Annotated in this window: 23 protein-coding genes and 1 pseudogene; 16 read left to right on the forward strand and 8 right to left on the reverse strand. The window is 62.4% G+C overall.

Annotated features, from left to right (window positions below):
- Positions 1-7: 7 nt before the first annotated feature.
- Positions 8-439, reverse strand: coding sequence for a DUF6325 family protein (locus tag BJD99_RS04930; RefSeq protein WP_084345912.1), 432 nt, complete (start codon positions 437-439; stop codon positions 8-10).
- Positions 440-592: 153 nt separating this feature from the next.
- On the opposite strand from BJD99_RS04930, the gene BJD99_RS04935 reads away from it, so the two are divergent.
- Complete coding sequence (locus BJD99_RS04935; RefSeq protein ID WP_084345668.1) at positions 593-985, forward strand: SHOCT domain-containing protein; 393 nt, start codon at positions 593-595, stop codon at positions 983-985.
- 37 nt (positions 986-1,022) lie between these two features.
- On the opposite strand, the gene BJD99_RS04940 is transcribed toward BJD99_RS04935, so the two are convergent.
- Positions 1,023-1,922 (reverse strand): LysR family transcriptional regulator, encoded by a 900-nt coding sequence (locus BJD99_RS04940; protein WP_084345669.1) that lies wholly within the window; start codon positions 1,920-1,922, stop codon positions 1,023-1,025.
- A gap of 72 nt (positions 1,923-1,994) precedes the next feature.
- Here BJD99_RS04940 and BJD99_RS04945 point away from each other — a divergent pair, with 72 nt between their 5' ends.
- Complete coding sequence (locus BJD99_RS04945; RefSeq protein ID WP_084345913.1) at positions 1,995-2,954, forward strand: EamA family transporter; 960 nt, start codon at positions 1,995-1,997, stop codon at positions 2,952-2,954.
- Here the strand turns inward: BJD99_RS04945 and BJD99_RS04950 are convergent.
- Complete coding sequence (locus tag BJD99_RS04950) at positions 2,902-3,279, reverse strand: nuclear transport factor 2 family protein (protein WP_084345670.1); 378 nt, start codon at positions 3,277-3,279, stop codon at positions 2,902-2,904. The two genes, BJD99_RS04945 and BJD99_RS04950, sit on opposite strands and share 53 nt — an antisense overlap.
- A gap of 107 nt (positions 3,280-3,386) precedes the next feature.
- Between BJD99_RS04950 and BJD99_RS04955 the strand changes: the two genes are divergently transcribed.
- Together BJD99_RS04955 and BJD99_RS04960 are read left to right on the forward strand one after the other, a co-directional pair.
- Positions 3,387-4,670, forward strand: a complete 1,284-nt coding sequence (locus tag BJD99_RS04955; protein ID WP_084345671.1) for a MurT ligase domain-containing protein — start codon at positions 3,387-3,389, stop codon at positions 4,668-4,670.
- Positions 4,663-5,370 carry a type 1 glutamine amidotransferase gene (locus BJD99_RS04960; protein ID WP_084345672.1) on the forward strand — a complete coding sequence of 236 codons (708 nt, stop codon included), beginning with the start codon at positions 4,663-4,665 and terminating at the stop codon, positions 5,368-5,370. The genes BJD99_RS04955 and BJD99_RS04960 overlap by 8 nt, the downstream gene beginning before the upstream one ends.
- Before the next feature lie 51 nt (positions 5,371-5,421).
- Here the strand turns inward: BJD99_RS04960 and recR are convergent, their stop codons facing one another.
- The 3 genes from recR to BJD99_RS04975 all read right to left on the reverse strand — a co-directional run bounded on the left by recR (position 5,422) and on the right by BJD99_RS04975 (position 6,915).
- Positions 5,422-6,030, reverse strand: a complete 609-nt coding sequence (gene recR / locus BJD99_RS04965; protein WP_084345673.1) for a recombination mediator RecR — start codon at positions 6,028-6,030, stop codon at positions 5,422-5,424.
- Between the two features lie 9 nt (positions 6,031-6,039).
- Positions 6,040-6,378: a YbaB/EbfC family nucleoid-associated protein gene (locus BJD99_RS04970; protein WP_084345674.1), complete on the reverse strand. Its 339-nt coding sequence runs from the start codon at positions 6,376-6,378 to the stop codon at positions 6,040-6,042.
- A gap of 102 nt (positions 6,379-6,480) precedes the next feature.
- Positions 6,481-6,915, reverse strand: coding sequence for an SRPBCC family protein (locus BJD99_RS04975; RefSeq protein ID WP_084345675.1), 435 nt, complete (start codon positions 6,913-6,915; stop codon positions 6,481-6,483).
- A 308-nt stretch (positions 6,916-7,223) separates the two neighbouring features.
- Between BJD99_RS04975 and BJD99_RS04980 the strand changes: the two genes are divergently transcribed.
- Both BJD99_RS04980 and BJD99_RS04985 read left to right on the forward strand, forming a co-directional pair.
- Positions 7,224-8,624 (forward strand): FAD-binding oxidoreductase, encoded by a 1,401-nt coding sequence (locus BJD99_RS04980; RefSeq protein ID WP_084345914.1) that lies wholly within the window; start codon positions 7,224-7,226, stop codon positions 8,622-8,624.
- Complete coding sequence (locus BJD99_RS04985; RefSeq protein ID WP_084345676.1) at positions 8,621-9,937, forward strand: class I SAM-dependent methyltransferase; 1,317 nt, start codon at positions 8,621-8,623, stop codon at positions 9,935-9,937. Before BJD99_RS04980 ends, BJD99_RS04985 begins: the two co-directional genes overlap by 4 nt.
- Before the next feature lie 30 nt (positions 9,938-9,967).
- Here the strand turns inward: BJD99_RS04985 and BJD99_RS04990 are convergent, their stop codons facing one another.
- Positions 9,968-10,906, reverse strand: a complete 939-nt coding sequence (locus BJD99_RS04990) for an oxygenase MpaB family protein (RefSeq protein WP_084345677.1) — start codon at positions 10,904-10,906, stop codon at positions 9,968-9,970.
- 53 nt (positions 10,907-10,959) lie between these two features.
- Between BJD99_RS04990 and BJD99_RS04995 the strand changes: the two genes are divergently transcribed.
- The 10 genes and pseudogenes from BJD99_RS04995 (at position 10,960) to BJD99_RS20925 (ending at position 21,355) form a co-directional block, all read left to right on the forward strand.
- Entirely contained in the window at positions 10,960-11,550 is a 591-nt protein-coding gene (locus BJD99_RS04995; RefSeq protein WP_084345678.1) for a TetR/AcrR family transcriptional regulator, read from the forward strand.
- A gap of 56 nt (positions 11,551-11,606) precedes the next feature.
- The gene (locus BJD99_RS05000) at positions 11,607-11,867 is read left to right on the forward strand and encodes an acyl-CoA-binding protein (RefSeq protein ID WP_256895493.1); all 261 of its coding nucleotides are present in this window, start codon (positions 11,607-11,609) and stop codon (positions 11,865-11,867) included.
- A gap of 29 nt (positions 11,868-11,896) precedes the next feature.
- Positions 11,897-14,245 carry an FdhF/YdeP family oxidoreductase gene (locus BJD99_RS05005; RefSeq protein ID WP_084345680.1) on the forward strand — a complete coding sequence of 783 codons (2,349 nt, stop codon included), beginning with the start codon at positions 11,897-11,899 and terminating at the stop codon, positions 14,243-14,245.
- A gap of 207 nt (positions 14,246-14,452) precedes the next feature.
- Positions 14,453-15,949, forward strand: coding sequence for an aldehyde dehydrogenase family protein (locus tag BJD99_RS05010; protein ID WP_084345681.1), 1,497 nt, complete (start codon positions 14,453-14,455; stop codon positions 15,947-15,949).
- 1 nt (position 15,950) lies between these two features.
- Positions 15,951-16,886 (forward strand): oxygenase MpaB family protein, encoded by a 936-nt coding sequence (locus tag BJD99_RS05015; RefSeq protein WP_084345682.1) that lies wholly within the window; start codon positions 15,951-15,953, stop codon positions 16,884-16,886.
- Between the two features lie 76 nt (positions 16,887-16,962).
- On the forward strand, positions 16,963-18,528 hold the full coding sequence (gene fadD5, locus BJD99_RS05020) for a fatty-acid--CoA ligase FadD5 (RefSeq protein ID WP_084345683.1): 1,566 nt from the start codon (positions 16,963-16,965) through the stop codon (positions 18,526-18,528).
- 281 nt (positions 18,529-18,809) lie between these two features.
- Positions 18,810-19,124: an integration host factor, actinobacterial type gene (gene mihF, locus BJD99_RS05025; protein WP_084345684.1), complete on the forward strand. Its 315-nt coding sequence runs from the start codon at positions 18,810-18,812 to the stop codon at positions 19,122-19,124.
- Between the two features lie 52 nt (positions 19,125-19,176).
- A complete protein-coding gene (locus BJD99_RS05030) occupies positions 19,177-19,659 on the forward strand; it encodes a cation:proton antiporter regulatory subunit (protein ID WP_084345685.1) in 483 nt (160 codons plus the stop codon).
- Positions 19,660-19,681: 22 nt separating this feature from the next.
- On the forward strand, positions 19,682-20,848 hold the full coding sequence (locus tag BJD99_RS05035; protein WP_084345686.1) for a cation:proton antiporter: 1,167 nt from the start codon (positions 19,682-19,684) through the stop codon (positions 20,846-20,848).
- A 34-nt stretch (positions 20,849-20,882) separates the two neighbouring features.
- Positions 20,883-21,355 (forward strand): annotated as a pseudogene (locus BJD99_RS20925) (GntR family transcriptional regulator).
- 44 nt (positions 21,356-21,399) lie between these two features.
- Here BJD99_RS20925 and BJD99_RS05045 read toward each other — a convergent pair.
- Positions 21,400-23,556, reverse strand: a complete 2,157-nt coding sequence (locus BJD99_RS05045; RefSeq protein WP_084345687.1) for a 3-hydroxyacyl-CoA dehydrogenase NAD-binding domain-containing protein — start codon at positions 23,554-23,556, stop codon at positions 21,400-21,402.
- Positions 23,557-23,558 lie beyond the last annotated feature (2 nt).

Below are 23,558 nucleotides of genomic sequence, written 5' to 3' on the forward strand. Positions count from 1 at the left end.
GTTTCTCCTAAACCAGCGCTGCAGCGAGCGCAATTTCGACTGTTTCGCGTGGAATTTGAACGTGCAGTGCGACTTCGCCACCTGCCGCGCGTGCTGCATTCGCGAAGGTTCGGGCCCAGGTCTGCTCGTAGACGAGAACTGCGGCGGAGGTCCCCGGTTCGAGGGACTCACGCACGACGTCGAGGTCCTCGTCGCTGATCAATGCCTTGGCTTCGAGCGAGAGGATCTCGAGACCCACGTCTTCGAGTTTCTCGTCGACATCGACCTGACGATAGGTTCCGTCCGGTCTTCGCCCGATGAACACCAGATCGAGAAGCGACACCGAGCCCTGTGCGATCACACTTTGCAGCGCCTCGACCACCTTGGGATTTGCCCGATCGCCGGGAAATGTCATGACCAACAGGCCAACCGGCCCTATGTCGAACACCGTCTCACTCATCGCAGTGATTCTCCCCGCGTTCACCACCTGTGGCATCATCCGGCGCGGGTGAATTCACCTGTTTCGGATGATGATCTTGCTCGCAGATGAGTGCGACACTAAGGCGCAAGGCCTTTCACCAATTTCTTTCACCGGAAATTGGTCTCACTCGAAATGGAGCATCGAATCGTGGATTCGTTCTGGGATTTCCTTTGGCTGATCATCGTCAGCTTCGCATTCATCGCCTATCTCATGGTGCTGTTCTCGATCATCGGAGACTTGTTCAGGGATCACAAGAGCTCTGGATGGGTCAAGGCCATCTGGGTCTTCTTCCTGATCGTGGCACCGTTCATCACTGCGCTGATCTACCTGATCGCCAAGGGTGGCGATATGACCAAGCGTCAGGTAGCGGCCATGCAGCACATGAAGGACGAACAAGAGCAGTACATCAAGCAGGTCGCTGGACGCACCTCCGCCGAGGAGATCGCACATGCCAAGGCACTTCTCGACAGCGGAACCATCACCGATGAGGAATTCTCGCAGCTGAAAGCCAAGGCACTACAGTAGCCAGATTCTTCGCATCTGACCGGATAGGCATGGCACGTCATGCATTTCCGGTCACCTGCGAAGCCTCCGCACGAAAAGCCTCGATGACCGCGGCGACGGCCGGGAGCCTGTGCGCTCCCGGCCTCGTCGCGAGTTCGTAGATCCGTCCGGCCTTCACACCCTTCAACGGCAGTCGCACCAGCCGCGGATGCACCACCGCAAAACGTGGCATCAGCGCGACGCCGTGACCGCGGGCCACGAGTTCTTCGGTCACTCGAAAATCATTGATGCGCTGAACAACTCGTGGTTGCACTCCGGTAGCTGCAGCGACCGAGAGCAACACGTCGTCGACCGGGAAGCCGCCACGCACGCTGATCCAACGCTCTTCCGCCAGCTGCCGCACATCTACCGAACCCTGTCCTGCCAGTGCATGATCGGGTGGCAACACCAGATCGATCGGTTCACGCATCAGCGGCACGACTTCGATACGCATGGCCGCGGTCGCCGGGGCAACGTCATCACGATGAGTCAAGACGACGTCGTAGTCCGCAAGAAGCGCCGATACGGACGATGCGGGGAGGTCCTCGTCGCTGGCGTCGACGCGAGTTCCGCTCCCGCTCAATCTGCCCAGCACACCAGGAAGCAGTAGCGCCGCGCCCGATGGAAACAGCGCGACGCGCACGCGTCCACGCGGGGAGTTGCCGTACGAGGCCATCTCCGCTGCAGCTCTGTCCAGTGCTGATATGACCTCGTCGGCGCGCAGCACGAGTGCGTGCCCGGCATCGGTCAATCGCAGCCTTCGGCCGTCGGGTTCCAACAGTGTCACACCGGCTTCTTTGGCCAACAGTTTGAGCTGCTGGGACACCGCGGACGGGGTCAAGGACAGTGCCGAAGCCGCTGCCGCGACCGTCCCGCGGTCGGCCAGCTCCCGAAGGATCCGCAAGCGCTCGACGTTCATGAAGTAAAGCTTAATCATTCATGCGGATTTATTAGATTGTGCTGATGTTTTCTACCGGTCACGATAGTGACCGTGAACAACCGCGATCGGCTCCTCGGGCTCACTGTCGCGGTGCTGTGGGGGCTCAACTTTCTTGCCATTCGGGTCGGGCTCGATCACTTCCCGCCGTTCTTCTTCGCCGGTCTTCGGTTTCTCGTCATCGCGATCCCGGTACTGCTGTTCGTTCGTCCGCCGAAGGTACCGATCGCATGGCTTCTGCTCTACGGGTTCGGCTTCGGGTTTCTACAGTTCGCTTTTCTCTTCGCAGCGATGAATGCCGGGATGCCCACCGGGCTCGCCTCACTCGTGCTGCAATCCTCGGCGCCGTTCACGATCGTCCTCGGCGCTCTGCTACTTCGTGAGCACGTCGGTCGGCGCCGAATAGTGGGTATCACCGTCGCCGTCGTGGGAATGTCCCTCATCGGTTGGGACCGAGCACAGGCCGCGTCGTTGCTGCCCGTCGTACTGACGTTGCTCGCCGGCCTCGGTTGGGCGTTCGGCAACCTCGGCAACAGGCTTGCCAGGTCGAGAGAACCGATGCGGCTGATGCTGTGGATGTGCGTGATCCCGCCGCTTCCGATGCTTGCACTCTCGGCTGCCGTAGAAGGACCATCCACGGGGTGGCGTGCCCTCGGTGACTCGTTCAGCTCGTCGGGTTGGCCGGCGCTCGCCGGTCTCACCTACATCGTGCTGCTGGGCACGATCGCCGGATCGGGTCTTTGGACGGTACTGATCAGTCGCCACCCCGCGGGTGTCATCGCACCGTTTTCCCTGCTCGTCCCCGTCGTCGGCATCGCCGGGGCGTGGATCTTCCTCGACGAGTCCCCGAGTGCCTTGTCTCTGATCGGAGCAGCTGTCGTCATCGGTGGCTGTCTCGGTGGAATGACCGGAACTCGGGGAACGGCCGGGGCTGTGAACCCGGGGCGTGATCGACCTCGGTTCAGGGAAGCTGAACCATGTCTTCCTGACCCCAGATTGCGCGCATCGAAGTGATCTTGCCCTCGTCGTCGAACTCCATCACGTCGATCGGCGAGATCTCGAGCATCTTGTCGCCGAACTTGGTTGTCAGCTTGAAGTGGAACGCAGCTGTGCTCGCCGCGATCCGCACCGTCAGCACCTCTCCGGTCTGCTCCATCGATTCGACCACGGCATAGAACTCCCTGATCGAGGCCTCGGTGGTCTTGACCTCGGTGCCGACCGGATCTTCCACCGTGGCTCCCTTCGCGTACAAGGCCAAGACGTCGTCGACAGTGCCGTGCGCGACGGCCTGGACGTATTTCTCGACCGTCTTGCGGATGACATCGGCAGTTGGAGCCATGAAAAGTAGTCCCTTCATCGTTTTTAGAACATGTTCCAAAATCAAGATAGCGGTCCGAGGCAACTTCCGAGGAGAGTTCATCGGCCAGTCTGTGCCAGACTCGGCGCATGGTTCGAGCGGGTGAGCGCAGAGCGGCGATAGGTGCACGCGGAAGGCTGGCACTACGAGCAGCCGAGGCTGCAACGTGGGCGTCACGCAAGGCAGGCCGGGGCAAGGGATCGATGATCGGGGGCCTCGTCGCCCTCAAGATCGACCCCGACATCCTGACCGGCCTCGGCTCCGGCCGTCGCACGGTTGTGGTGACGGGTACCAATGGAAAGTCGACGACGACGCGGATGACGGCGGCGGCACTCGCTCCCCTCGGAGAAGTAGCCACCCAGGCCGACGGCGCCAACATGGATGCCGGAATCGTTGCGGCCCTGTTCGCGCATCTCGATGCACCGATCGCTGCGCTGGAAGTAGACGAACTCCACGTCCCCCACGTGTGCGACGCGGTATCCCCCGACGCTGTAGTACTACTGAACCTCAGCCGCGATCAGCTCGATCGCGTCGGCGAGATCAACATGATCGAGCGCAAGCTGCGCGCCGGTCTCGCACGGCATCCCGAGACCGTCGTCATCGCCAACTGTGACGACGTCCTCGTCACGTCTGCCGCGTTCGATGCCCCCAACGTCGTATGGGTGGCGGCAGGAGGCGGCTGGGCTGGAGACTCCGTCAGCTGCCCGAGGACCGGAGAACCGATCGTCTGGGACGGCGACCACTGGTACAGCACCGGCGGCGACGTCGGAAACGGCGTGGCCTTCGAGCGTCCGACGCCCGACTGGTGGCTCGACGACGAAAATCTGTACGGGCCGAACAGTCTGAAGATTCCGATGAGCCTGGCTCTACCGGGTAGAGCCAACCGCGGTAACGCAGCTCAAGCCGTCGCCGCTGCCGTGACTCTCGGTGCGAGCGCGGTCGAGGCCGTTGCCGCGGCGTCAGGAGTGGACGAGGTCGCGGGCCGTTACTCGACAGTCCAGTACGGACGTCATTCCGTGCGTCTGCTTCTCGCCAAGAATCCCGCGGGATGGCAGGAAGCCATGTCGATGATCGACCCCACCGTGGACGGTCTGGTCATCGCCGTAAACGGTCAGGTTCCCGATGGGGAAGACCTCTCTTGGCTGTGGGACGTACGATTCGAACACTTCGAGAACGTCGCCGTCGTTGCTTCCGGAGAACGCGCCACGGATCTCGGCGTCCGCCTGCTCTACGCCGGTTCCCCACACACGACCGTGACAGATCCACTGAGGGCCATCGCATCCTGTCCGCCCGGACGCGTGGAAGTGCTGGCCAATTACACCGCGTTCCGCGACCTCGGCCGCGCGCTCGCACGCGAGGTGCACGATGTCTGAGTCCACCGTTCGGATCGGGCTCGTCCTGCCCGACGTCATGGGAACCTACGGAGACAACGGCAATGCGCTGATTCTCCGGCAGCGTCTTCGCATGCGCGGTATCGATGCCGAAGTCGTCCACATCACCTTGCAGGACCCTGTCCCCGAGTCACTCGACGTCTACACCTTGGGCGGGGCCGAGGACTCGGCGCAACGATTGGCGACGCGTCACCTCTCCCGATACCCCGGACTGCAGAATGCGGCCGCACGCGGTGTTCCCGTCCTCGCGATCTGCGCGGCCATTCAGGTCCTCGGACACTGGTACGAAATATCCTCCGGCGAGCGCGTCGACGGCGTGTCACTGTTCGACGTCACCACCAAGCCGCAGGCGACGCGGTCGATCGGTGAGGTCGTCACCGAACCTGTGCTCTCCGGGCTCACTTCGCATCTGACCGGCTTCGAAAACCACCGTGGTGGAACGACACTCGGCGCCGACGCTTCCCCACTGGGGAAGGTCACGCACGGCGTCGGCAACGGTGTCGGTGACGGCCGCGAAGGCGTCGTACAGGGTTCTGTGATCGGGACGTACATGCACGGACCGGTACTCGCGCGCAATCCCGAGTTGGCGGACTACCTCCTCGAACGTGCGCTCGGATCGCCGCTGGCGCCGTTGGAACTCCCCGAGGTCACCCAACTGCGGAAGGAGCGGCTCAGCCGCTAGGGCCTCCCGCTGGTCCGTGAAAGGCCGGCGGAATCGAACGCGCTGATCAGGTCAGAGCACTCGACGCCCCGTCAGTGCCCGACCCAAGGTGAGCTCGTCCGCGAACTCGAGATCCCCACCCATCGGTAGACCCGAGGCCAGCCGGGTGATCGACAGACCTGGGAAGTCGCGCATCGTCCTGGCCAGATACGTCGACGTTGCCTCACCCTCGGTGTTCGGATCCGTGGCGATGATCACCTCGGATACATCGACGCCGTCGTCCTGGTTTCCTATTCGCACCAACAACTCTCGAATGCGAAGTTGGTCGGGGCCTATGCCGTTCAGGGGATCGAGGGCACCACCGAGCACGTGGTAACGGCCTTTGAACTCCCGTGTTCTTTCCACTGCCTGAACATCTTTGGGCTCTTCGACGACGCAGATGATGCTGCGATCGCGTCGAGGGTCGGCACAGATTCGACACAGCTCTTTGTCGGAGACAGTGCCACACACCGTGCAGAACTGGACGCCGTCGCGGACCCGTTGCAGTGCTTTCAGTAGCCGATCGATGTCGGGTGGTTCCACGCTCAGCAGATGAAACGCAATGCGCTGAGCGCTCTTGGGTCCGACACCTGGAAGTTTTCCGAGTTCGTCGATCAGATCCTGAACAGGACCTTCGTACACGTGTCGGCCCTAGAAGCCGGGAAGGCCGAGCGAACCGCCACCGAGCCCACCAGTGAGCGGACCGAGCTTGTCTGCCGCTACGGTCTGAGCGGATTTCGACGCGTCGGCGATCGCACCGATGATCAGATCCTGCAGTGTTTCGACGTCGTCCGGGTCGACGACCTTCGGGTCGATCGTCAGGCCGACGAGTTCGCCTGTGCCCTTCACCGTTGCGGTGACCAATCCTCCGCCCGCCTGCCCGCTCACCTCGATCTCCGCGATCTGGGCTTGTGCGGCCATCAGTTGCTGCTGCATTTGTTGCGCCTGCTGCATGATCGACGCGATGTCGGGCTGCTCACCGGGTTGCACTGTGGTGTCCTCTCGGTTCGGTTACACATCTCAGCCTAGCCGCGCCCCGCTCAGGGGAGCGCGGCCCAGCATCCATACACGTGCGTGTCGCCGTACGGCGTTCTATCGAATTTCGCGTTCCAGGTTCGCCAACGTCTGCGCCTGGATCTTCTTCAGTCCGAGCGGTGCGAAAGTTTTTTCGAAGAATCCGCCGATGCCACCTGCGCCTTTCCACTCGGTTGTCGTCGTTACCTCGGACCCCGTACCTGACCGGGTGATCGTCCAGGTCGTGACCATCGTGGAGTTGGCGTCCCGCTCGGTGATCTTCGATCCCGCGACCGTCACGGTGGCCAGGACGTTGCGCGAGCGCTTCGAGGTTGCCTGCAGTGTCCACTTGGCCACCGTGCCGTCGCCCTGACCACCCTCGACAACTACGTAGTCGAGGTACTGCTCGGGAAGAATGCGCGGGCGCACCGTTTCGTAGTCGGCGAGCGCGGCCAATACCTTGTCGGGCCCCTGAGCGACGGTGATGGAGCTACTTGCACTTACCCGAGCCATGATCTGTCCCCTTCGATGAATCCGTTTCGAGATCGAAGCACCATCCTGCCCTTCGTCGAAGCAGCGCCAGCCCAGCGGTATGCGGCGATGTGACAGGGTTCACCAACTTTTATTTAGCCGTGCAAAAGACATGCAAGACGAATCTATTTGCCCGATTAGTCCGTTTACAATGACGCTTTCGAGCAACGTTTACGTGAAATTTTACGTACGAGGACGCATTCTCGGTGGCCCTCGACCTGCAGTAGAGATAGCGTCAGCCTGTGGCTTCCGTGAACGTGCTGACGAGACGACGACCCGAACCTCGAGAGATCGGATTCGCCGCGTATCGCGCCGGGGTCGACGCACTACTCGCAAGCTACCGAGCAATCCCCGAGGACGCGACGGTGCGCCTGGCGAAGAAGACCTCGAATCTCTTTCGAGCACGAGCAGGCTCGACCGCCCCCGGACTCGATGTATCGGGGCTGACCGGAGTCATCACGGTGAACCCGACGGATCGGACAGCCGATGTGGCCGGAATGTGCACCTACGAGGATTTGGTCGACGCGACGCTGCAGTACGGCCTGGCCCCGCTTGTCGTTCCCCAGCTGAAAACCATCACGCTCGGCGGTGCCGTCACCGGCCTCGGGATCGAGAGCACCTCTTTCCGCAACGGACTTCCACACGAATCCGTTCTCGAGATCGACGTCCTCACCGGAAACGGCGAGATCATCACCGCGACGCCGGGCGGTGAGAACGCCGAACTGTTCCGGGGTTTCCCCAACTCGTACGGCACCCTCGGATACTCGACCCGACTGAAAATTCAACTCGAACCGGTAAAGCCGTTCGTCGCTCTCCGTCACGTGCGCTTCCACGACCTCGACACGATGCAGTCGACGATGGACACCATCGTTTCCGAGCGTACGTACGACGGCATCGAAGTCCACTACCTCGACGGCGTCGTGTTCTCCGCCGACGAAAGCTACCTGACACTGGGCACCCAAACGGCCGAGCCCGGCCCGGTCAGCGAGTACCACGCCGGCCCCGACGTCTTCTACCGCTCGATCCAGCACGACGGCCCCGAACCGAAGACCGATCGACTGACGATTCACGACTACCTGTGGCGTTGGGATACCGACTGGTTCTGGTGCTCACGTGCCTTCGGCACCCAGAACCCGAAAATTCGACGCCTCTGGCCGAAGAAGTATCGACGCTCCAGCTTCTACTGGAAGCTCATCGGCCTCGACCGCAAATACGACATCGCCGACCGCCTCGAGGCCCGCAAAGGAAACCCACCGCGAGAGCGCGTCGTTCAGGACGTCGAAGTTCCCATCGAGAACACCGCTCCGTTTCTGCGCTGGTTCCTCGACGAAATCCCCATCGAGCCATTGTGGTTGTGCCCGTTGCGCCTTCGCGATCCGGCACCGGACGGTGCCGAGGGTGCGCGACCATGGCCGTTGTATCCCCTCGAACCCGACAAGACGTACGTCAACATCGGTTTCTGGTCCTCGGTCCCTATCGTTCCCGGCCAACCGGAAGGTGCCACCAATCGTGCCATCGAACACAAGGTCACCGACTTCGATGGGCATAAATCGCTCTACTCGGATGCTTATTACTCCGAGGCAGAGTTTGCCGCGCTGTACGGCGGCGAGAAGTTCGAAGAACTGAAGAAAAAGTACGATCCGAAGTCACGTCTGTTGGACATGTACTCGAAAGCGGTGCAAGGAAAATGACAACGTTGAAAGAATCCACCAGTAGCGACGCGAGCCGCACCCACAAGCTCACCATCTCGGAGATTCTCGAGCTGCTTTCCGACGGAAACATCCCCCTCCGTTTCAGCGCTTACGACGGCAGCGCCGCCGGTCCGGAGGATGCCGCGCTCGGACTCAAGCTCAAGAGTCCGCGCGGCACCACCTACTTGGCGACCGCCCCCGGTGACCTCGGCATGGCCCGCGCCTACGTATCCGGCGACCTCGAGGCCGAGGGCGTACATCCGGGAGATCCGTACGAGTTGTTGCGGGTGATGGGAGACGAGCTGCACTTCCGCAGGCCGTCCGCCCTCACACTCGCCACGATCACCCGCTCTCTGGGCTGGGACTTGTTGCGTCCCATCGCGCCGCCGCCACAGGAGGCGATTCCGCGGTGGCGTCGAATCGCGGAGGGCTTGCGCCACTCCAAGACTCGTGACGCCGAGTCGATCTCGCACCATTACGACGTGTCGAATACGTTCTACGAGTACGTACTCGGAGAATCGATGACCTACACCTGTGCCGCATACACCTCACCGGAGCAGTCCCTCGAGGAGGCACAGGAGAACAAGTACCGGCTGGTGTTCGAGAAGCTCGGATTGAAGGAAGGCGACCGACTGCTCGATATCGGGTGCGGCTGGGGCTCGATGGTCCGCTATGCCGCACGACGTGGCGTCAAGGTCATCGGCGCAACTCTTTCACGCGAGCAAGCAGACTGGGCACAGAAGGCCATTGCCGACGAAGGGCTCTCCGAACTCGCCGAGGTTCGCTTCTCCGACTACCGCGACATCGCCGAGACCGATTTCGATGCGGTGTCTTCGATCGGCCTCACCGAGCACATCGGGGTGAGCAACTATCCAGCGTATTTCAGCTTCATCCAGTCGAAGTTGCGCGACGGTGGCCGAGTGCTCAACCACAGCATCACCCGCCCCGACAATCGAAGCCACGCCAAAGCCGGATCGTTCATCGACAGGTACGTCTTTCCGGACGGTGAGCTGACCGGCTCGGGGCGCATCATCAGCGAGATGCAGGATGTCGGCCTCGAAGTGCGGCACGAGGAGAGCCTCCGCGAGCACTATGCCCTCACGCTGGCCGCGTGGTGCCGCAATCTCGTCGACAACTGGGACGCGTGCGTCGCCGAGGCCGGCGAAGGAACCGCCCGCATCTGGGGCCTCTACATGGCCGGCTCACGTCTGGGATTCGAACGCAATGTCGTTCAGCTGCACCAGGTTCTGGGCGTCAAGCTCGGACCCAAGGGTGAAGCCGGTCTCCCACTGCGGCCCTGGTGGGATGCCTAGGCCGCTTCTGTGGACAGGTGAGCGGAACCTCTAGACCCGAGGACTGTAGTGCTTCGGATCGTTCCGCTCACCGATCGGCGGAAGATTGCGTGCCGGGGTTTGGGGTAGTGCCGCGTCGGCCGGAATGCGTCCGGTCGCGCGGTCCCAACCGGCTCGTCCTCTCGGGTGCATACGGTATCGACGAGGCACCACGGCGAATGCCTTGTCGACCAGCTTTCCCACGGTGGAGAAGATTCGCACGTCACGCTCGGTCCAGTTGTAGCCCAACAGATCTCGTATCGATTGATCGTAGAGACCGACGGTAAGCCACACGAAACCTCGCGCGACCGGTCGCCGGAGAACGGCCCAGATCGGCGCTGGAATCCACGACGCGTACGGCGGCGGCCCGAGCCCCGACAGATCCAGGACGTCGCGAGTGGCCTTGTTGTCTTCCAATACCTCGCGGCACATGTACCTCCAGTACACCTGGAAGTCCTCCCAAGTCTCGGGGACCGGCCGCATGCTCATCCCGTACAACCGGTACCACTGAACATGTTCGGTGAACAGTTGGCGTTTCTGTTCTTCACCGAGGCCACCCATGAAGTGGTCCGCCGTCAGAACGGTCCCCATGAAGAACGTTGCGTGCGCCCAGTAGAAGGTGTCCGGGTCGAGCGCGTGATAGCGCCTACCTTTGGCGTCGACGCCTTTGATGTTGTCGTGATATCCACGGACGGCCAGCGCAGTTCGTTCGGCCCGATCGCCGTCGAAGACCACGCCGCCGATCGGATACAGCGATCGGTACAAGCGCTGCCAACGTTCGTCGAAGAAGATCGAATGCTCCTCGACGCCTGCACCGAGCCCGGGATGCATGTTCTGCATGGATCCGGCCCATACCCCCTGCAGCATGCCGCGCCAATCGCCGAAGTACTTCCACGTCAACGACTCGGGCCCCAGCGGAATCGGCCGATCGACCCCAGACTGACTACACATGTTGTCAGACTAGGATTCGACAACATCCGTAGTCAATAGAGACGAGGTGACTCGTGAACATCGACGAACGCCGAAGGCACCGTTACACGACGCTGCTCGACGTCGGTGTTGCACTCCTCGGCTCCCCGGGCGGACCCGCAGTCAGCGTCCGTGCGGCCTGCCGGAGCGCCTCCCTGACCGAGCGATACTTCTACGAGAGCTTCACCGACCGCGACGAGTACGTCCGAGCCGTCTACGCCCACGTCGGCCTTCGGGCCCGTGCTGCCATCGAGACCGCCGTCGCGACCTCCACCGAAGAGGACAGGGCCGCAGCACCGGTCCGCGTCTTCGTCGAACTGGTCCTCGACGATCCCGCCGTGGGCCGAGTCTTACTGCTGGCACCACTGTCCGAGCCTGCCATCAGCCGAAGCGGAACCGCCCTCGTCCCCACCTTCGTCGACCTGGTTCGTACGGAACTGACCGGCCTCGACGCCGAAGACCAGCATTTGGTCGCCATCGGTGTCGTCGGAGCGCTTACCTCCTTGTTCGTCGGATACCTCGACGGAACCGTCACTGCGACGCGGGAGAAGTTTCTCGCTCATTGCGTCCGCCTCGTCGCCGATGCCGGACGAACGGCCCATCAGCACGCCGCTCGCGTGCCATGATCGTTCGACAGGAGCATGTGTCGCAAAACTGCGTCGCAAAACAAGGGAGCCGAACAGTGTCCGATCTCGAGCAGTCGTTTCAGCAGGCCCAGATCGACGTGAAGACGCTGACCTCCAAGCCCAGCAACGACAACCTTCTCAGCTTGTATTCGTTGTTCAAGCAAGGTTCGAAAGGCGATGCCGAGGGTAAGCGCCCGGGAAGACTGGACATGGTCAATCGCGCCAAGTTCGACGCATGGGCGAAGCTCGAAGGAACGAGCCAGGATTCGGCGAAACAGTCCTACGTGGACTTGGTTGCCAGGATGCTCGGCAAGTAGCGGCTTCGCCCGACCCGAAAGGACTCAGCATGGAGCGTCACGAAACCGAGCTCGACATCGGCACACCGAAGACTCATGCTGCGGGCCTGACCGCCGTCGCGGTGTCGATGAAACGCGCGCTCGGCCACATGGGTCCGGTTCGGACGGCCAAGACTCTTCTCGATCTCAACCAGGCCGAGGGCTTCGACTGCATGAGTTGCGCATGGCCGGATCCCGACCCCGGCCATCGTCACGTCGCCGAGTTCTGCGAAAACGGCGCCAAGGCGGTGGCCGAGGAAGCGACGACGACGCGTGCGACCCCCGAGTTCTTCGCCTCTCACACCATCGCCGACCTGGACGGCCACAGCGAACACTGGCTCGGGCAGCAGGGGCGCATCACCCATCCGATGGTGAAGCGGCCAGGCAGTCAGCATTACGAATCGATCGAGTGGGACGACGCGTTCGGGCTCATCGGCGAGGAACTTCGATCGCTCCCCGACCCCGACGAGGCAATTTTCTACACCTCGGGTCGAGCATCGAACGAATCGGCTTTCACCTACCAACTCTTCGCGCGGGCATTCGGTACCAACAATCTGCCCGACTGTTCCAACATGTGCCACGAGTCCACCTCGATCGCATTGCAGGAGACCATCGGCATCGGTAAGGCCAGCGTGACGCTCGACGACGTATACGACGCCGAGCTGATCATCCTCGCCGGCCAGAATCCGGGCACCAACCATCCCCGCATGTTGTCGGCGCTCGAGAAGGCGAAGCAGAACGGCGCGAAGATCCTCTCGATCAACCCACTGCGTGAAGCCGGTCTGGTGAACTTCAAGAACCCGCAGACCGTCCGCGGAATGGTCGGTCCCGGTACGGACCTCTCCGACATGCACTTGCCGATCAGAGTCAACGGAGATCTGGCGCTGTTCCAAGCGTTCGGGTCGTTGCTCGTCGAATGGGATGCACTCGACCACGAGTTCGTCGAGGCCCACACCGCAGGGTTCGACGCGTGGCGCGAGAACGTGCGCGCCCTCGACTGGGACGTCGTCACCGAATCCACCGGATTGACAAGGGAAGTCATCACCGAGGCTGCACGTATGCTTCGTGATTCGAAGGCCACCGTCTTCTGCTGGGCCATGGGTTTGACCCAGCACCGCAACGCCGTCGCCACCATCAAAGAGCTCACCAATCTGGCTCTGGCACAGGGCAATATCGGCAAGGCCGGCGCCGGCCTGCTGCCCGTCCGCGGCCACTCCAACGTGCAGGGCGATCGCACCATGGGGATCTGGGAGCGAGTCCCGCAGCACTTCCTCGACTCCATCGAGGCCGAATTCGGTTTCGATCCACCGCGCGAGAACGGTCTCGACACAGTCGACTCGATCCGCGCGATGCGTGACGGTAAAGCCCATTTCTTCCTCGGACTCGGCGGCAACTTCGTTCAGGCGACGCCGGACAGCGACGTCACCTTCGAGGCGATGCGCGGTATGCGCATGACCGTGCACATCTCGACGAAGATCAACCGTTCGCATCTCGTTTGTGGCGAGACTGCCCTCATCCTCCCGACACTCGGCCGCACCGAGCAGGACGTGCAAGCCTCGGGTCCGCAGTGGATTTCCGTCGAGGACTCCACCTGCTCGGTGCACTCTTCTCGCGGCCCGTTGAAGCCTGCCAGTGCGCACCTCCGGTCCGAGGTGGCCATCCTCACCGGCATCGCCGAGGCCACCTTGGGTGACCGTCATGGCATCGACTGGAAGGGCATGCGCGAGGACTACCGGAACATCCGCACGCACATCTCTCGCGTCGTACCGGGTTGCGAAGGATACGAGGTCAACGTACGCAGGCCAGGCGGTTTCGTTCTCCCACATCCACCGCGGGATTCGCGAACCTTTGAAACCGACTCAGGGCGAGGCGAATTCACCGCGCTGCCGATCGATGTTCTACATGTCCCGGAAGGCCACCTACTACTCCAGACGCTCCGGAGTCACGATCAGTTCAACACGACGATCTACGGCCTCAGCGATCGCTACCGAGGAATCGAAGGTGGCCGACGCGTCGTGTTCGTCCACCGCGAGGACATCGCCGCACTCGGCTATCGGGACGGCGAGTACGTCGACCTCGTCACCAAATGGGACGACGACGACATCGAGCGGTGTGCCTCGAACTTCCGGATCGTCGAATACGACACTCCACGCGGATGCGCCGCCGCGTACTACCCGGAGACCAATCCGTTGGTTCCCCTGGACTCGACGGCGGTGGGAAGCAACTGTCCGACATCGAAATCTGTCGTCATCGAGCTCGTTCCTGCCGGGACTGCCAGCACCGCAGGTCGCGGTCCCCAGGCCGACGTGAGATCCGACGAGGTCCACAAGTCCCATCCGCAGCCACATCATCTGAGTTAGGCCCCGCCCTCGAGGTGCCCTGTCAACCGCTCGGCCCCGTCCACGAACTGGCGACGCATCAGCGCCGAAGAGGAATCACGCGAGCTTCGAACCACCCGCGACCCGGTTGGTTGTCGGCACTGCACACCCCGCATAGTGTGAGCCAGACAACAGTAAATCGCATCGAATATACGTGATGCGATTGCACAGACCGGGAGGATTCGGCCCATGACGGACCAGGTCACGCAGATGAAAGTTCGAATGTTCGACAGTCTCGATCCGAGGACAGGCGACGTGCTGGCCAGCTATCCGATCTCCGACGACGCTGCAGTCCTGGCCGCCGTCGACCGCGCTCGGGCAGCTTCTCGGTGGTGGGATCTTCAGGGTTTCACCGGACGTAAGAATTGGCTGCTCGAGTTCAAGAACGCGATCGCCAAGGATGCGCAGAGCCTTGCCGCAGTCATCGCCGCCGAGAGCGGCAAGCCCGATGAGGATGCGATTCTCGAGGTCATGATGGCCGTCGAACACATAGATTGGGCTGCACGGAACGCCGAGAAGACGTTGAAGCAGCGCAGGGTGCCCTCGGGGCTGATCAGCGCCAATCAGAAGGCCTATGTGGGCTACCGGCCGTACGGTGTCGTCGGCGTCATCGGGCCGTGGAACTACCCGTTGTACACCCCGATGGGTTCCATTGCGTATTCACTCGCGGCCGGCAACGCCGTGGTGTTCAAACCGAGCGAGCTCACCCCGGGTGTCGGTGTGTGGCTGGCGAAGAAGTGGGAATTACTCGCGCCGACACAGCTGGTGTTCCAGACCGTCACCGGTGACGGATCGACCGGCGCTGCGTTGTGCACTGCGGGAGTCGACAAAATCGCCTTCACCGGGTCCACGGCAACCGCCAAGAAGGTCATGGCAACGTGCGCCCAGTCGCTGACCCCGCTCGTTGCCGAGTGTGGCGGCAAGGACGCCATGCTCGTCGACGCGGACGCCGATCTCGATGCAGCCGTGGAGTTTGCAGCATTCGGCGCGATGGGCAATGCGGGTCAGACCTGCGCGGGTGTCGAGCGGATCTATGTCGCGGCTCCGGTGTACGAGAACTTCGTCGACAAACTTGCTGCGGCCGTGTCAGCGTTGAAGCCCGGCGGTGCCGGATCCTCCTCGTACGGTCCGATGACTCTCGGAAAGCAGAGCGACATCGTCCGAGGCCAGATCGAGGATGCTCTGGGCAAAGGCGCGCGTGCTGTCGTCGGCGGCCTCGAGTCGCTGCGCGGCCCGTACATCGACCCCGTCATTCTCACCGACGTTCCCGAAGATTCGACTGCGATAACGGAAGAGACCTTCGGTCCGACGGTGGTCGTGAACAAGGTTCGTGATCTCGACGAAGGTATCGAACGCGCCAACGCATCGGTGTACGGACTCGGCGCCTCGGTCTTCACCAAGGACATCGAGGCCGGACGACGAGCAGCGGAAAGGCTCGATTGCGGCGTCGTGACGGTCAATTCCGTCCTCGGGTTCGCCGGCATTCCTGCTCTGCCGTTCGGTGGTACCGGCGATTCCGGTTTCGGTCGGATCCACGGCGCCGACGGACTCCGCGAGTTCAGCACCGTCAAATCACTTGCCGTACAGCAATTCGCGATACCGCTGAAGCTGCTCACGATGAACCGCAAAGCACGCGACATGAAGATCTCGAAACTGATGCTCAAACTACGACACGGGAGAGGCTGACATGGATGTCACTCCCAAGCGCGGCCGGTACGGGTGGTTGCGGCGAATAGAGGAACTCGACCCGAAAGTGGACAACCACGAGATCCATCTCATCACCGCAGGCTGCGAGTTTCCGTGGGACTACCAACGCGCTCTCGAATTCGCCCTGTTTCGGACGTACTGTGTCCCAACCATCTCCGAACTGTTGGAAAAGACAGGCGAATTCGAGAATCGACCACAGAAGCGCTACGACGACACCTCGCTCCTGATGGCGGAGATGCTCGAGCACGGTTACGACTCCGAGAGGGGACGCGAGTCACTGCGGACGATCAATCGAATGCACGGCAAGTACGACATCGACAACGACGATTTGCTCTATGTCCTGACCACGTTCATCTACGAGCCGATCGAATGGATCGACCGATACGGCTGGCGTCGGCTGCACCCGAAGGAACGCCTGGCCACGTTCTACTTCTACCGTGAAGTCGGAATCCGGATGGGTATCAAGAACATTCCGGAGTCCTACACCGAATTCGCGCGATTCAAACTCGACTACGAGCAGCGCACGTTCCGGTACACCGAGGACAACCACCGCGTCGGGAAGTACACCCTCGACTTGTTCTGCTCATGGTTTCCGACGGCACTGCATCCGGCGGTACGGCAGGGTGTCTATGCGCTGATGGACGACAAGATGGCGCACGCGTTCGGCTTCCCGGCCGGCTCACCGACTCTGCGTCGCATCGCGGTGGCGAGTTTGCGCGCCAAAGCGCGCGGGGAACGATTCATGCCCAAGCGTAGGCATTCGAGAACCACCGACGATTCCAAGAACAAGACGTACCCCGGCTACCCGCGCGGCTACCGTCCGAGCCGGCTCGGTGTGCTCGCCGATCCGTCGACGTGTCCGTACACACCCGAACACAGTGTCGGTCCACGAGCGGAGCACCCCGCGACACTGTGACCGGTGAAGATCTTCAGTAGCCGCCGTGTGCGCTTCGACCCCCGACAGCCGGCACCGTGCGAAAGAGGAACCAGCAATGGACCCATCCGATCCCAGCCAGGAGCCACAACGTTCGGTTCGCAACAATTGGAACAACCAGGTTCGTCGACACGCCCTGATGAATCCGGACGGGCTCGCGCTGCGATTCCTCGGTGAATCCACCACCTGGCGCGAGCTTTCCGACCGGGTTGCGAGGTTCACCGACGTCCTGAGCCGACGAGGGATCGGCGCCGGAGATCGCGTTCTGATTCTCATGCTCAACCGTCCCGAATACCTCGAATCGGTCCTGGCAATCAATGCGCTCGGCGCACTGGCAGTACCCGTGAACTTCAGGATGACCGCCCCTGAGGTCGCGTTCCTGGCCGACAACAGCGGTGCGACGCTACTCGTCACCGACCAGCCACTGTCTCCACTTGCCGAAGCAGTTGCAGCGCAATCGGATTCCGTGACAGGAACGATCACGGTCGGTGCGGAGTACGAGGGGTTGCTCGTCGCCGCCGAACACGCCGCACCCGTCGACGTCCCCGATGATGCACCGGCATTGATCATGTACACCTCCGGCACCACCGGCCGACCGAAAGGTGCTGTGCTGACCCACGCCAACATGCAGGCGCAAGCACTGACGTGCATTCGCGCACTGCAGATGCACGGCGTGGACGAAATCGGCTTCTGCGCGTCACCGATGTTTCACATCGCGGCCCTCGGCAGCCTGGCCCCGAGTCTGCTGCTGGGGGTACCGACCGTCATCCACCCAGTCGGCGCATTCGATCCCGCAGCGCTGCTGGACGTCTTGGAATCGGAGGGAGTCACCACGCTGTTCCTCGTGCCCGTGCAGTGGCAAGCGATATGTGCCGAGCAATCGCGAGTTCCACGCACGGTGAAGCTTCGCGTCATATCCTGGGGCGCCGCCCCGGCGTCGGACACGATCCTGAAGGCCATGTCGGCAACGTTCCCCGATGCACTCAACGTCGCGGTATTCGGCCAGACCGAGATGTCACCCATCACCTGCGTTCTCGACGGAGCGGACGCACTGCGCAAGCTCGGTTCCGTCGGACGCGTCGTCGCCACTGTTTCGGCCCGTGTGGTCGACGACGACATGCAAGACGTCACTCGCGGGGAGATCGGTGAGATCGTCTACCGGGGACCTACTCTCATGCGTGAGTACTGGCAGAACCCCGACGCCACAGCCGACGCGTTCGGCGGTGGCTGGTTCCACTCCGGGGACCTGGTCCGTCAGGACGACGAGGGTTTCGTCTTCGTCGTCGACCGCAAGAAGGACATGATCATCTCCGGCGGCGAGAACATCTACTGCGCCGAAGTGGAGAACGTCCTCTTCTCACATCCGCGAATCCGCGAAGCTGCAGTCATCGGGCGCACCGACGAGACCTGGGGTGAGGTTCCCGTTGCCGTAGTTGCCCTGACCGACGCTGCCGGGGCCCCGGATCCGACTCTGGAGGAACTCGGGGAGTGGCTGGGCGAGCACCTCGCACGGTACAAACACCCGAAGGAGCTCGTGGTCGTCGACGCTCTCCCCCGCAACGCCAGCGGCAAGGTCGTCAAAGTCGCACTCCGAAGCACGTATTCACCTGCCGATGCGAACTGACCGGACGATGAGCCCGATCGGCTTCACGCGCCACCGAGACCGCCGTCTACTGGCGTCAGACGAACCGAAGTGACACAGTTGCCGAGATCCGGATCCGCCCAACTGCTGGTCGGGGCGTACCCCGAAAGCGAAAGGACGTAGCCTGGCGGTGAAGGATCGGTGGCTCACTCCGAATGACACGCGTGTCGTTCGAAAAGATTGTCCGAGCCACCAGGCACGATGCAAGAGGGTCCCGACCATGTCATTGAGCGACGGGTCACCACTATCGAGGAGATAAGGCCATGGCTTTACCAGTATTGACTCCGGAACAGCGCACCGCGGCGTTGGCCAAGGCGGCCGAGGCACGTACCGCCAGGTCGAAGCTGCTGGCCGCCGTCAAGTCCGGCGAGCTGAGCGTCGCTGACGTTCTCGCAAAGGCCGAGGGCGACGAGATCGTCAAGAAGACCAAGGTCTCCGCACTGATCAAGGCACTTCCGGGTGTCGGCTCGGTGCGCGCCGCACAGCTGCTCGAGCAGCTTTCCATCGCAGACACCCGCCGTATCGGTGGACTCGGCGCCAACCAGCGTGAAGCACTGCTGGCCGCTGTCGCGTCCTGACCGAGAGGCTCTAGGCGGTACGGGTCATACCGACTGGGGTTAGCATTCCCCTATGAATGTCGAAGTGACCCTGCTGCCCGGGATCGGGGTGCGGAAGGATTTCGCCCTCGCATCTGGGCGTCGCATCGGTGTCATCACACGCAAGGACGGCGTGAACGAGCTGATCGTTTCGCGCATGGATGACCCCGACGCGACACAGGCGTCCATCACACTGAGCAATGAGGAAGCGGCGGCGCTGGGCAATTTGCTCGGCACGCCGCAACTCATTGCTCAGCTCGGGGAAGAGCACCGTGAACTCCCCGGTATTCACACGCGACAGCTCCGCATCAAAGAGGGCTCGCGATTCGACGGCCGAACTCTCGGCGACACCACGATGCGCACCAAGACCGGTGTATCCATCGTCGCGGTCATGCGCGCCGGGCAGGTCCAACCGTCACCCAATCCTGATTTCCTGATCGTCTCCGGCGATCTGCTCGTTGCTGTCGGTACGGCAGAGGGACTGGATGCGGCCACAAAGCTGCTCGGCAATGCGTAAGAACAAACAGGGCTGATTCCTCATGGCCGAAAGCGCACTCGCGCTGACCGAACTCGGGGCAGTGTTCTTCGCACTCGGCCTCCTCGCCAGGCTCGCCGGACGCATCGGCGTCTCCCCGATCCCCTTCTATCTCCTCGGTGGACTGTGCTTCGGCAACGGCGGCTTCATCACACTCGACGGTATCGACGAGTTCAGTGCGCTGGCCAGCGAGATCGGCGTCATACTTCTGCTCTTGCTGCTCGGGCTGGAGTACACCGCCACCGAGCTCGTTACCGGGCTGCGCAGGTCGTGGATGGCCGGTGTCGTCGATATCGTCCTCAACTTCGCGCCAGGGGCAGCCGTCGCGCTCATGCTCGGCTGGGGTGGCGTCGGCGCACTTGTTCTCGGCGGCGTCACGTACATCTCGTCCTCGGGGATCATCGCCAAAGTTCTCACCGATCTGGGCCGTCTCGGAAACCGGGAAACACCTGTCGTCCTCTCGATCCTCGTATTCGAGGATCTCGCGATGGCGATCTACCTGCCGATACTGACAACAGTCCTGGCCGGGGTGGGCATTCTGGGTGGCTTCGTCGCGGTCGGAATCTCGTTGCTCGTCATCACCGTGGTGCTGGTGGTCGCGCTCAGATACGGACGATTCGTTTCAGCCGTCGTCGACAGCCCCGACCGCGAGGTAGTTCTGCTCACGGTCCTCGGATCAGCGTTGGTGGTAGCCGGCATCGCCTCCGAGTTGCAGGTATCAGCCGCAGTCGGCGCCTTTCTGCTCGGCATCGCCATCTCCGGATCGACCGCGGACAACGCAACCCGCATCCTCGAACCGTTACGTGATCTCTTCGCCGCCATGTTCTTCGTCGTGTTCGGCCTGAACACGGACCCCTCGACCATTCCGCCCGTCCTCGGCTGGGCCGTCGTCCTGGCCGTGGCAACAACGGTCACCAAGGTCTTGACGGGCGCCTGGGCCGCTGGTCGGCAAGGCATCGGTAGGCCTGGACAGCTGCGCGCGGGCGCAGCTTTGGTCGCGCGCGGAGAGTTCTCGATCGTCATAGCGGGGCTCGCTGTTGCCGCAGGCGCTGTCGACGGCGAACTGGCTGCTCTCGCGACCGCGTACGTGCTGTTGATGGCGGTACTCGGACCGGTCGCTGCACGCGTGGTCGAGCCCCTTACGAAGTCCTTGATCCGGCCCCGGAGTTGAGTGCAGACCTACACACCGTGATTGGCTGATCGTCATGGCAGGCAGAGCGCGCACGACTTCCGCAGCGACAGCGCTTTCTCGGCGGCCGCAGCTGTCCGAGGACGTCGCCAATCATGTGCGGCACCTCGTCATGTCCGGCGAAGTTCGCCCGGGTGACTACATCCGATTGAACGAGACCGCAGCCGAGCTCGGTGTCCGTGTCACGCCGGTTCGAGAGGTTTACTGACACTTCGGGGCGAGGGAATGGTCGAACTCGTACCGCATCGCGGATACGTGGTCTCGGCACTGGCCGAGGCGAGCAAGTTGGCATGGTTTCTGAGCAACGCGACCCGCTACACCCCCACCCGCCTCTATGCGTAGGACCCCGAATGGGGCCGCGCGGCGGTGAGCAACCATGAACAGCTGATCGATGCCTTGGACGTCGGCGACGTCGATGCGGCCTGCACTTCGATGCGCAAGCAATTCACCGACGGCGCCGAGCGTTTGGTCGCATACCGCGAGATGTGAGTGGGAATACGTCGTGTGGGACGTATCCCCACTCACATGTCTAGCTAGGAGCGGAGCGAGTCCGGCGCTGTGAACCGCTCGCCGTACTTTGCCGCGAGCTCGTCGGCACGCGCGACGAAGCCCGCCTGACCACCCTTGTAGCCGACGATGTACTGGTGCACGCCGCCCGTCCAGGCTGGGTACCCGATGCCGAAGATCGATCCGATGTTGGCGTCGGCCGTGGAAGTCAGCACGCCTTCGTCGAAGCACTTCTGCGTCTCGAGTGCCTCGATGAAGAGCATGCGCTCGATGAGATCCTCGAACGGAGCTTCCGAGGTACCCGACTTGAACGCATCACGCAGTCCGGGCCACAGGCCGGTGCGCTTGCCGTCGGCGTACTCGTAGAAGCCTGCACCCTTGAGCTTGCTCGGACGCTCGAACTCGTCGACCATCTTGTTGATGACCTCGCCTGCCGGATCCACGGGAGGAGTGCCGCCGGCCGCGACGACCGCGTCGTAGGTCTCCTTGCGGATTTTCTGCATCAGCGTCAGCGTCAGCTCGTCCGAGAGCTGCAGCGGCGCTGCGGGGTAGCCAGCTTGCAGGCCTGCCTGCTCGATGGACGCCGGCTCGACACCCTCGCCGAGCATCGCGATTGCCTCGTTGATGAATGTGCCGATGACGCGAGAAGTGAAGAACCCACGGCTGTCGTTGACGACGATCGGGGTCTTCTTGATGAGCTGGACGAGATCGAAGGCCTTCGCCAACGCAGCGTCCGACGTCTTCTCGCCGCGGATGATCTCCACCAGCGGCATCTTGTCGACTGGACTGAAGAAGTGGAGTCCGATGAAGTCTTCCTGGCGCTTGATTCCCTTCGCCAGGCTCGTGATCGGCAACGTCGAGGTGTTCGAGCCGAGCAATGCCTTCGGATCGACGAGATCCTCGATCTCCTGGAACACCTTCTGCTTGAGCTCCTCGGACTCGAAGACCGCCTCGATGACGAGATCGGCGCCTTCGACGTCCTTGGCATCGGCGGTCGGGTGGATCCGAGCCAGCAGTGCGTCGGACTTCTCCTGGGTGGTCTTCCCACGCGAGAGTGCCTTGGCCTCGATGGTCTCGGAGTACGCCTTGCCCTTCTGCGCAGACTCGATGGCTACGTCCTTGAGCACGACGTCGATGCCGGCCTTTGCGCACACGTAGGCGATTCCGGCGCCCATCATGCCTGCACCGAGGACGGCGACCTTGGTGAACTTCGTCTTCTCGATGCCGTCGGGACGCGACTTGCCTGCGTTGATCGCCTGAATGTCGAAGAAGAACGCCTGAATCATGTTCTTCGAGATCTGCCCGGTGACCAACTCGGTGAAGTACCGCGACTCGATCGTCGACGCGTTGTCGAAGTCGACCTGGGCCCCTTCGACTGCAGCGGCGAGGATTGCACGCGGCGCGGGCATCGGTGCACCCTTGAGCTGCTTGCGCAGGTTCGAGGGAAAGGCAGGCAGAACCGCGGCCAGCGCCGGACTCGACGGTGTTCCACCTGGAATCTTGTAGCCCTTGACGTCCCACGGAGCGACGCCGCCCTCTGGGTTGGCCTTGATCCACGCCTTGGCGGCCGGTACGAGCGCGTCGATGCTGTCGACGAGTTCGTGGACGAGACCGATCTCGAGCGCCTTGTCGGGACGGAATCGGGTGCCCTGGGCGAGGACCGTCATGAAGCCGGTCTGGATGCCGAGGAGGCGGGTGATGCGCGTGACGCCACCGCCACCGGGAAGCAGTCCGAGGGAGACCTCGGGGAGGCCGAGCTGGACTCCGGATACATTCGCCGCAATACGGTGATGCGTTGCGAGTGCGATTTCGAAACCACCGCCGAGTGCAGCACCGTTGATGGCTGCGACGACGGGCTTGCCGAGCTTCTCTACGCGGCGCAGCTGCGCTTTGAGGTTCTGGGCCTCGCCGAACACCTGCTGTGCGTCGTCGGGTCCGATCTTCATCATGTTCTTCAGGTCGCCACCGGCGAAGAAGGTCTTCTTCGCGGAGGTGATGACGACGCCCGTGATCGAGTCCTTCTCGGCTTCGAGACGGTCGATGGTGATGGCCATCGAGTCCTTGTACAACTGGTTCATCGTGTTGGCGCCCTGGTTGGGGTCGTCCATCGTGAGCACGACGATGCCGTCGGAGTCCTGCTCCCACTTGATCATGTTGTCTTTGCTTGCTTCAGTGTTTGTCATAT

It is taken from the genome of Rhodococcus sp. 1163 (assembly GCF_002091985.1).
Lineage (GTDB): Bacteria > Actinomycetota > Actinomycetes > Mycobacteriales > Mycobacteriaceae > Rhodococcoides.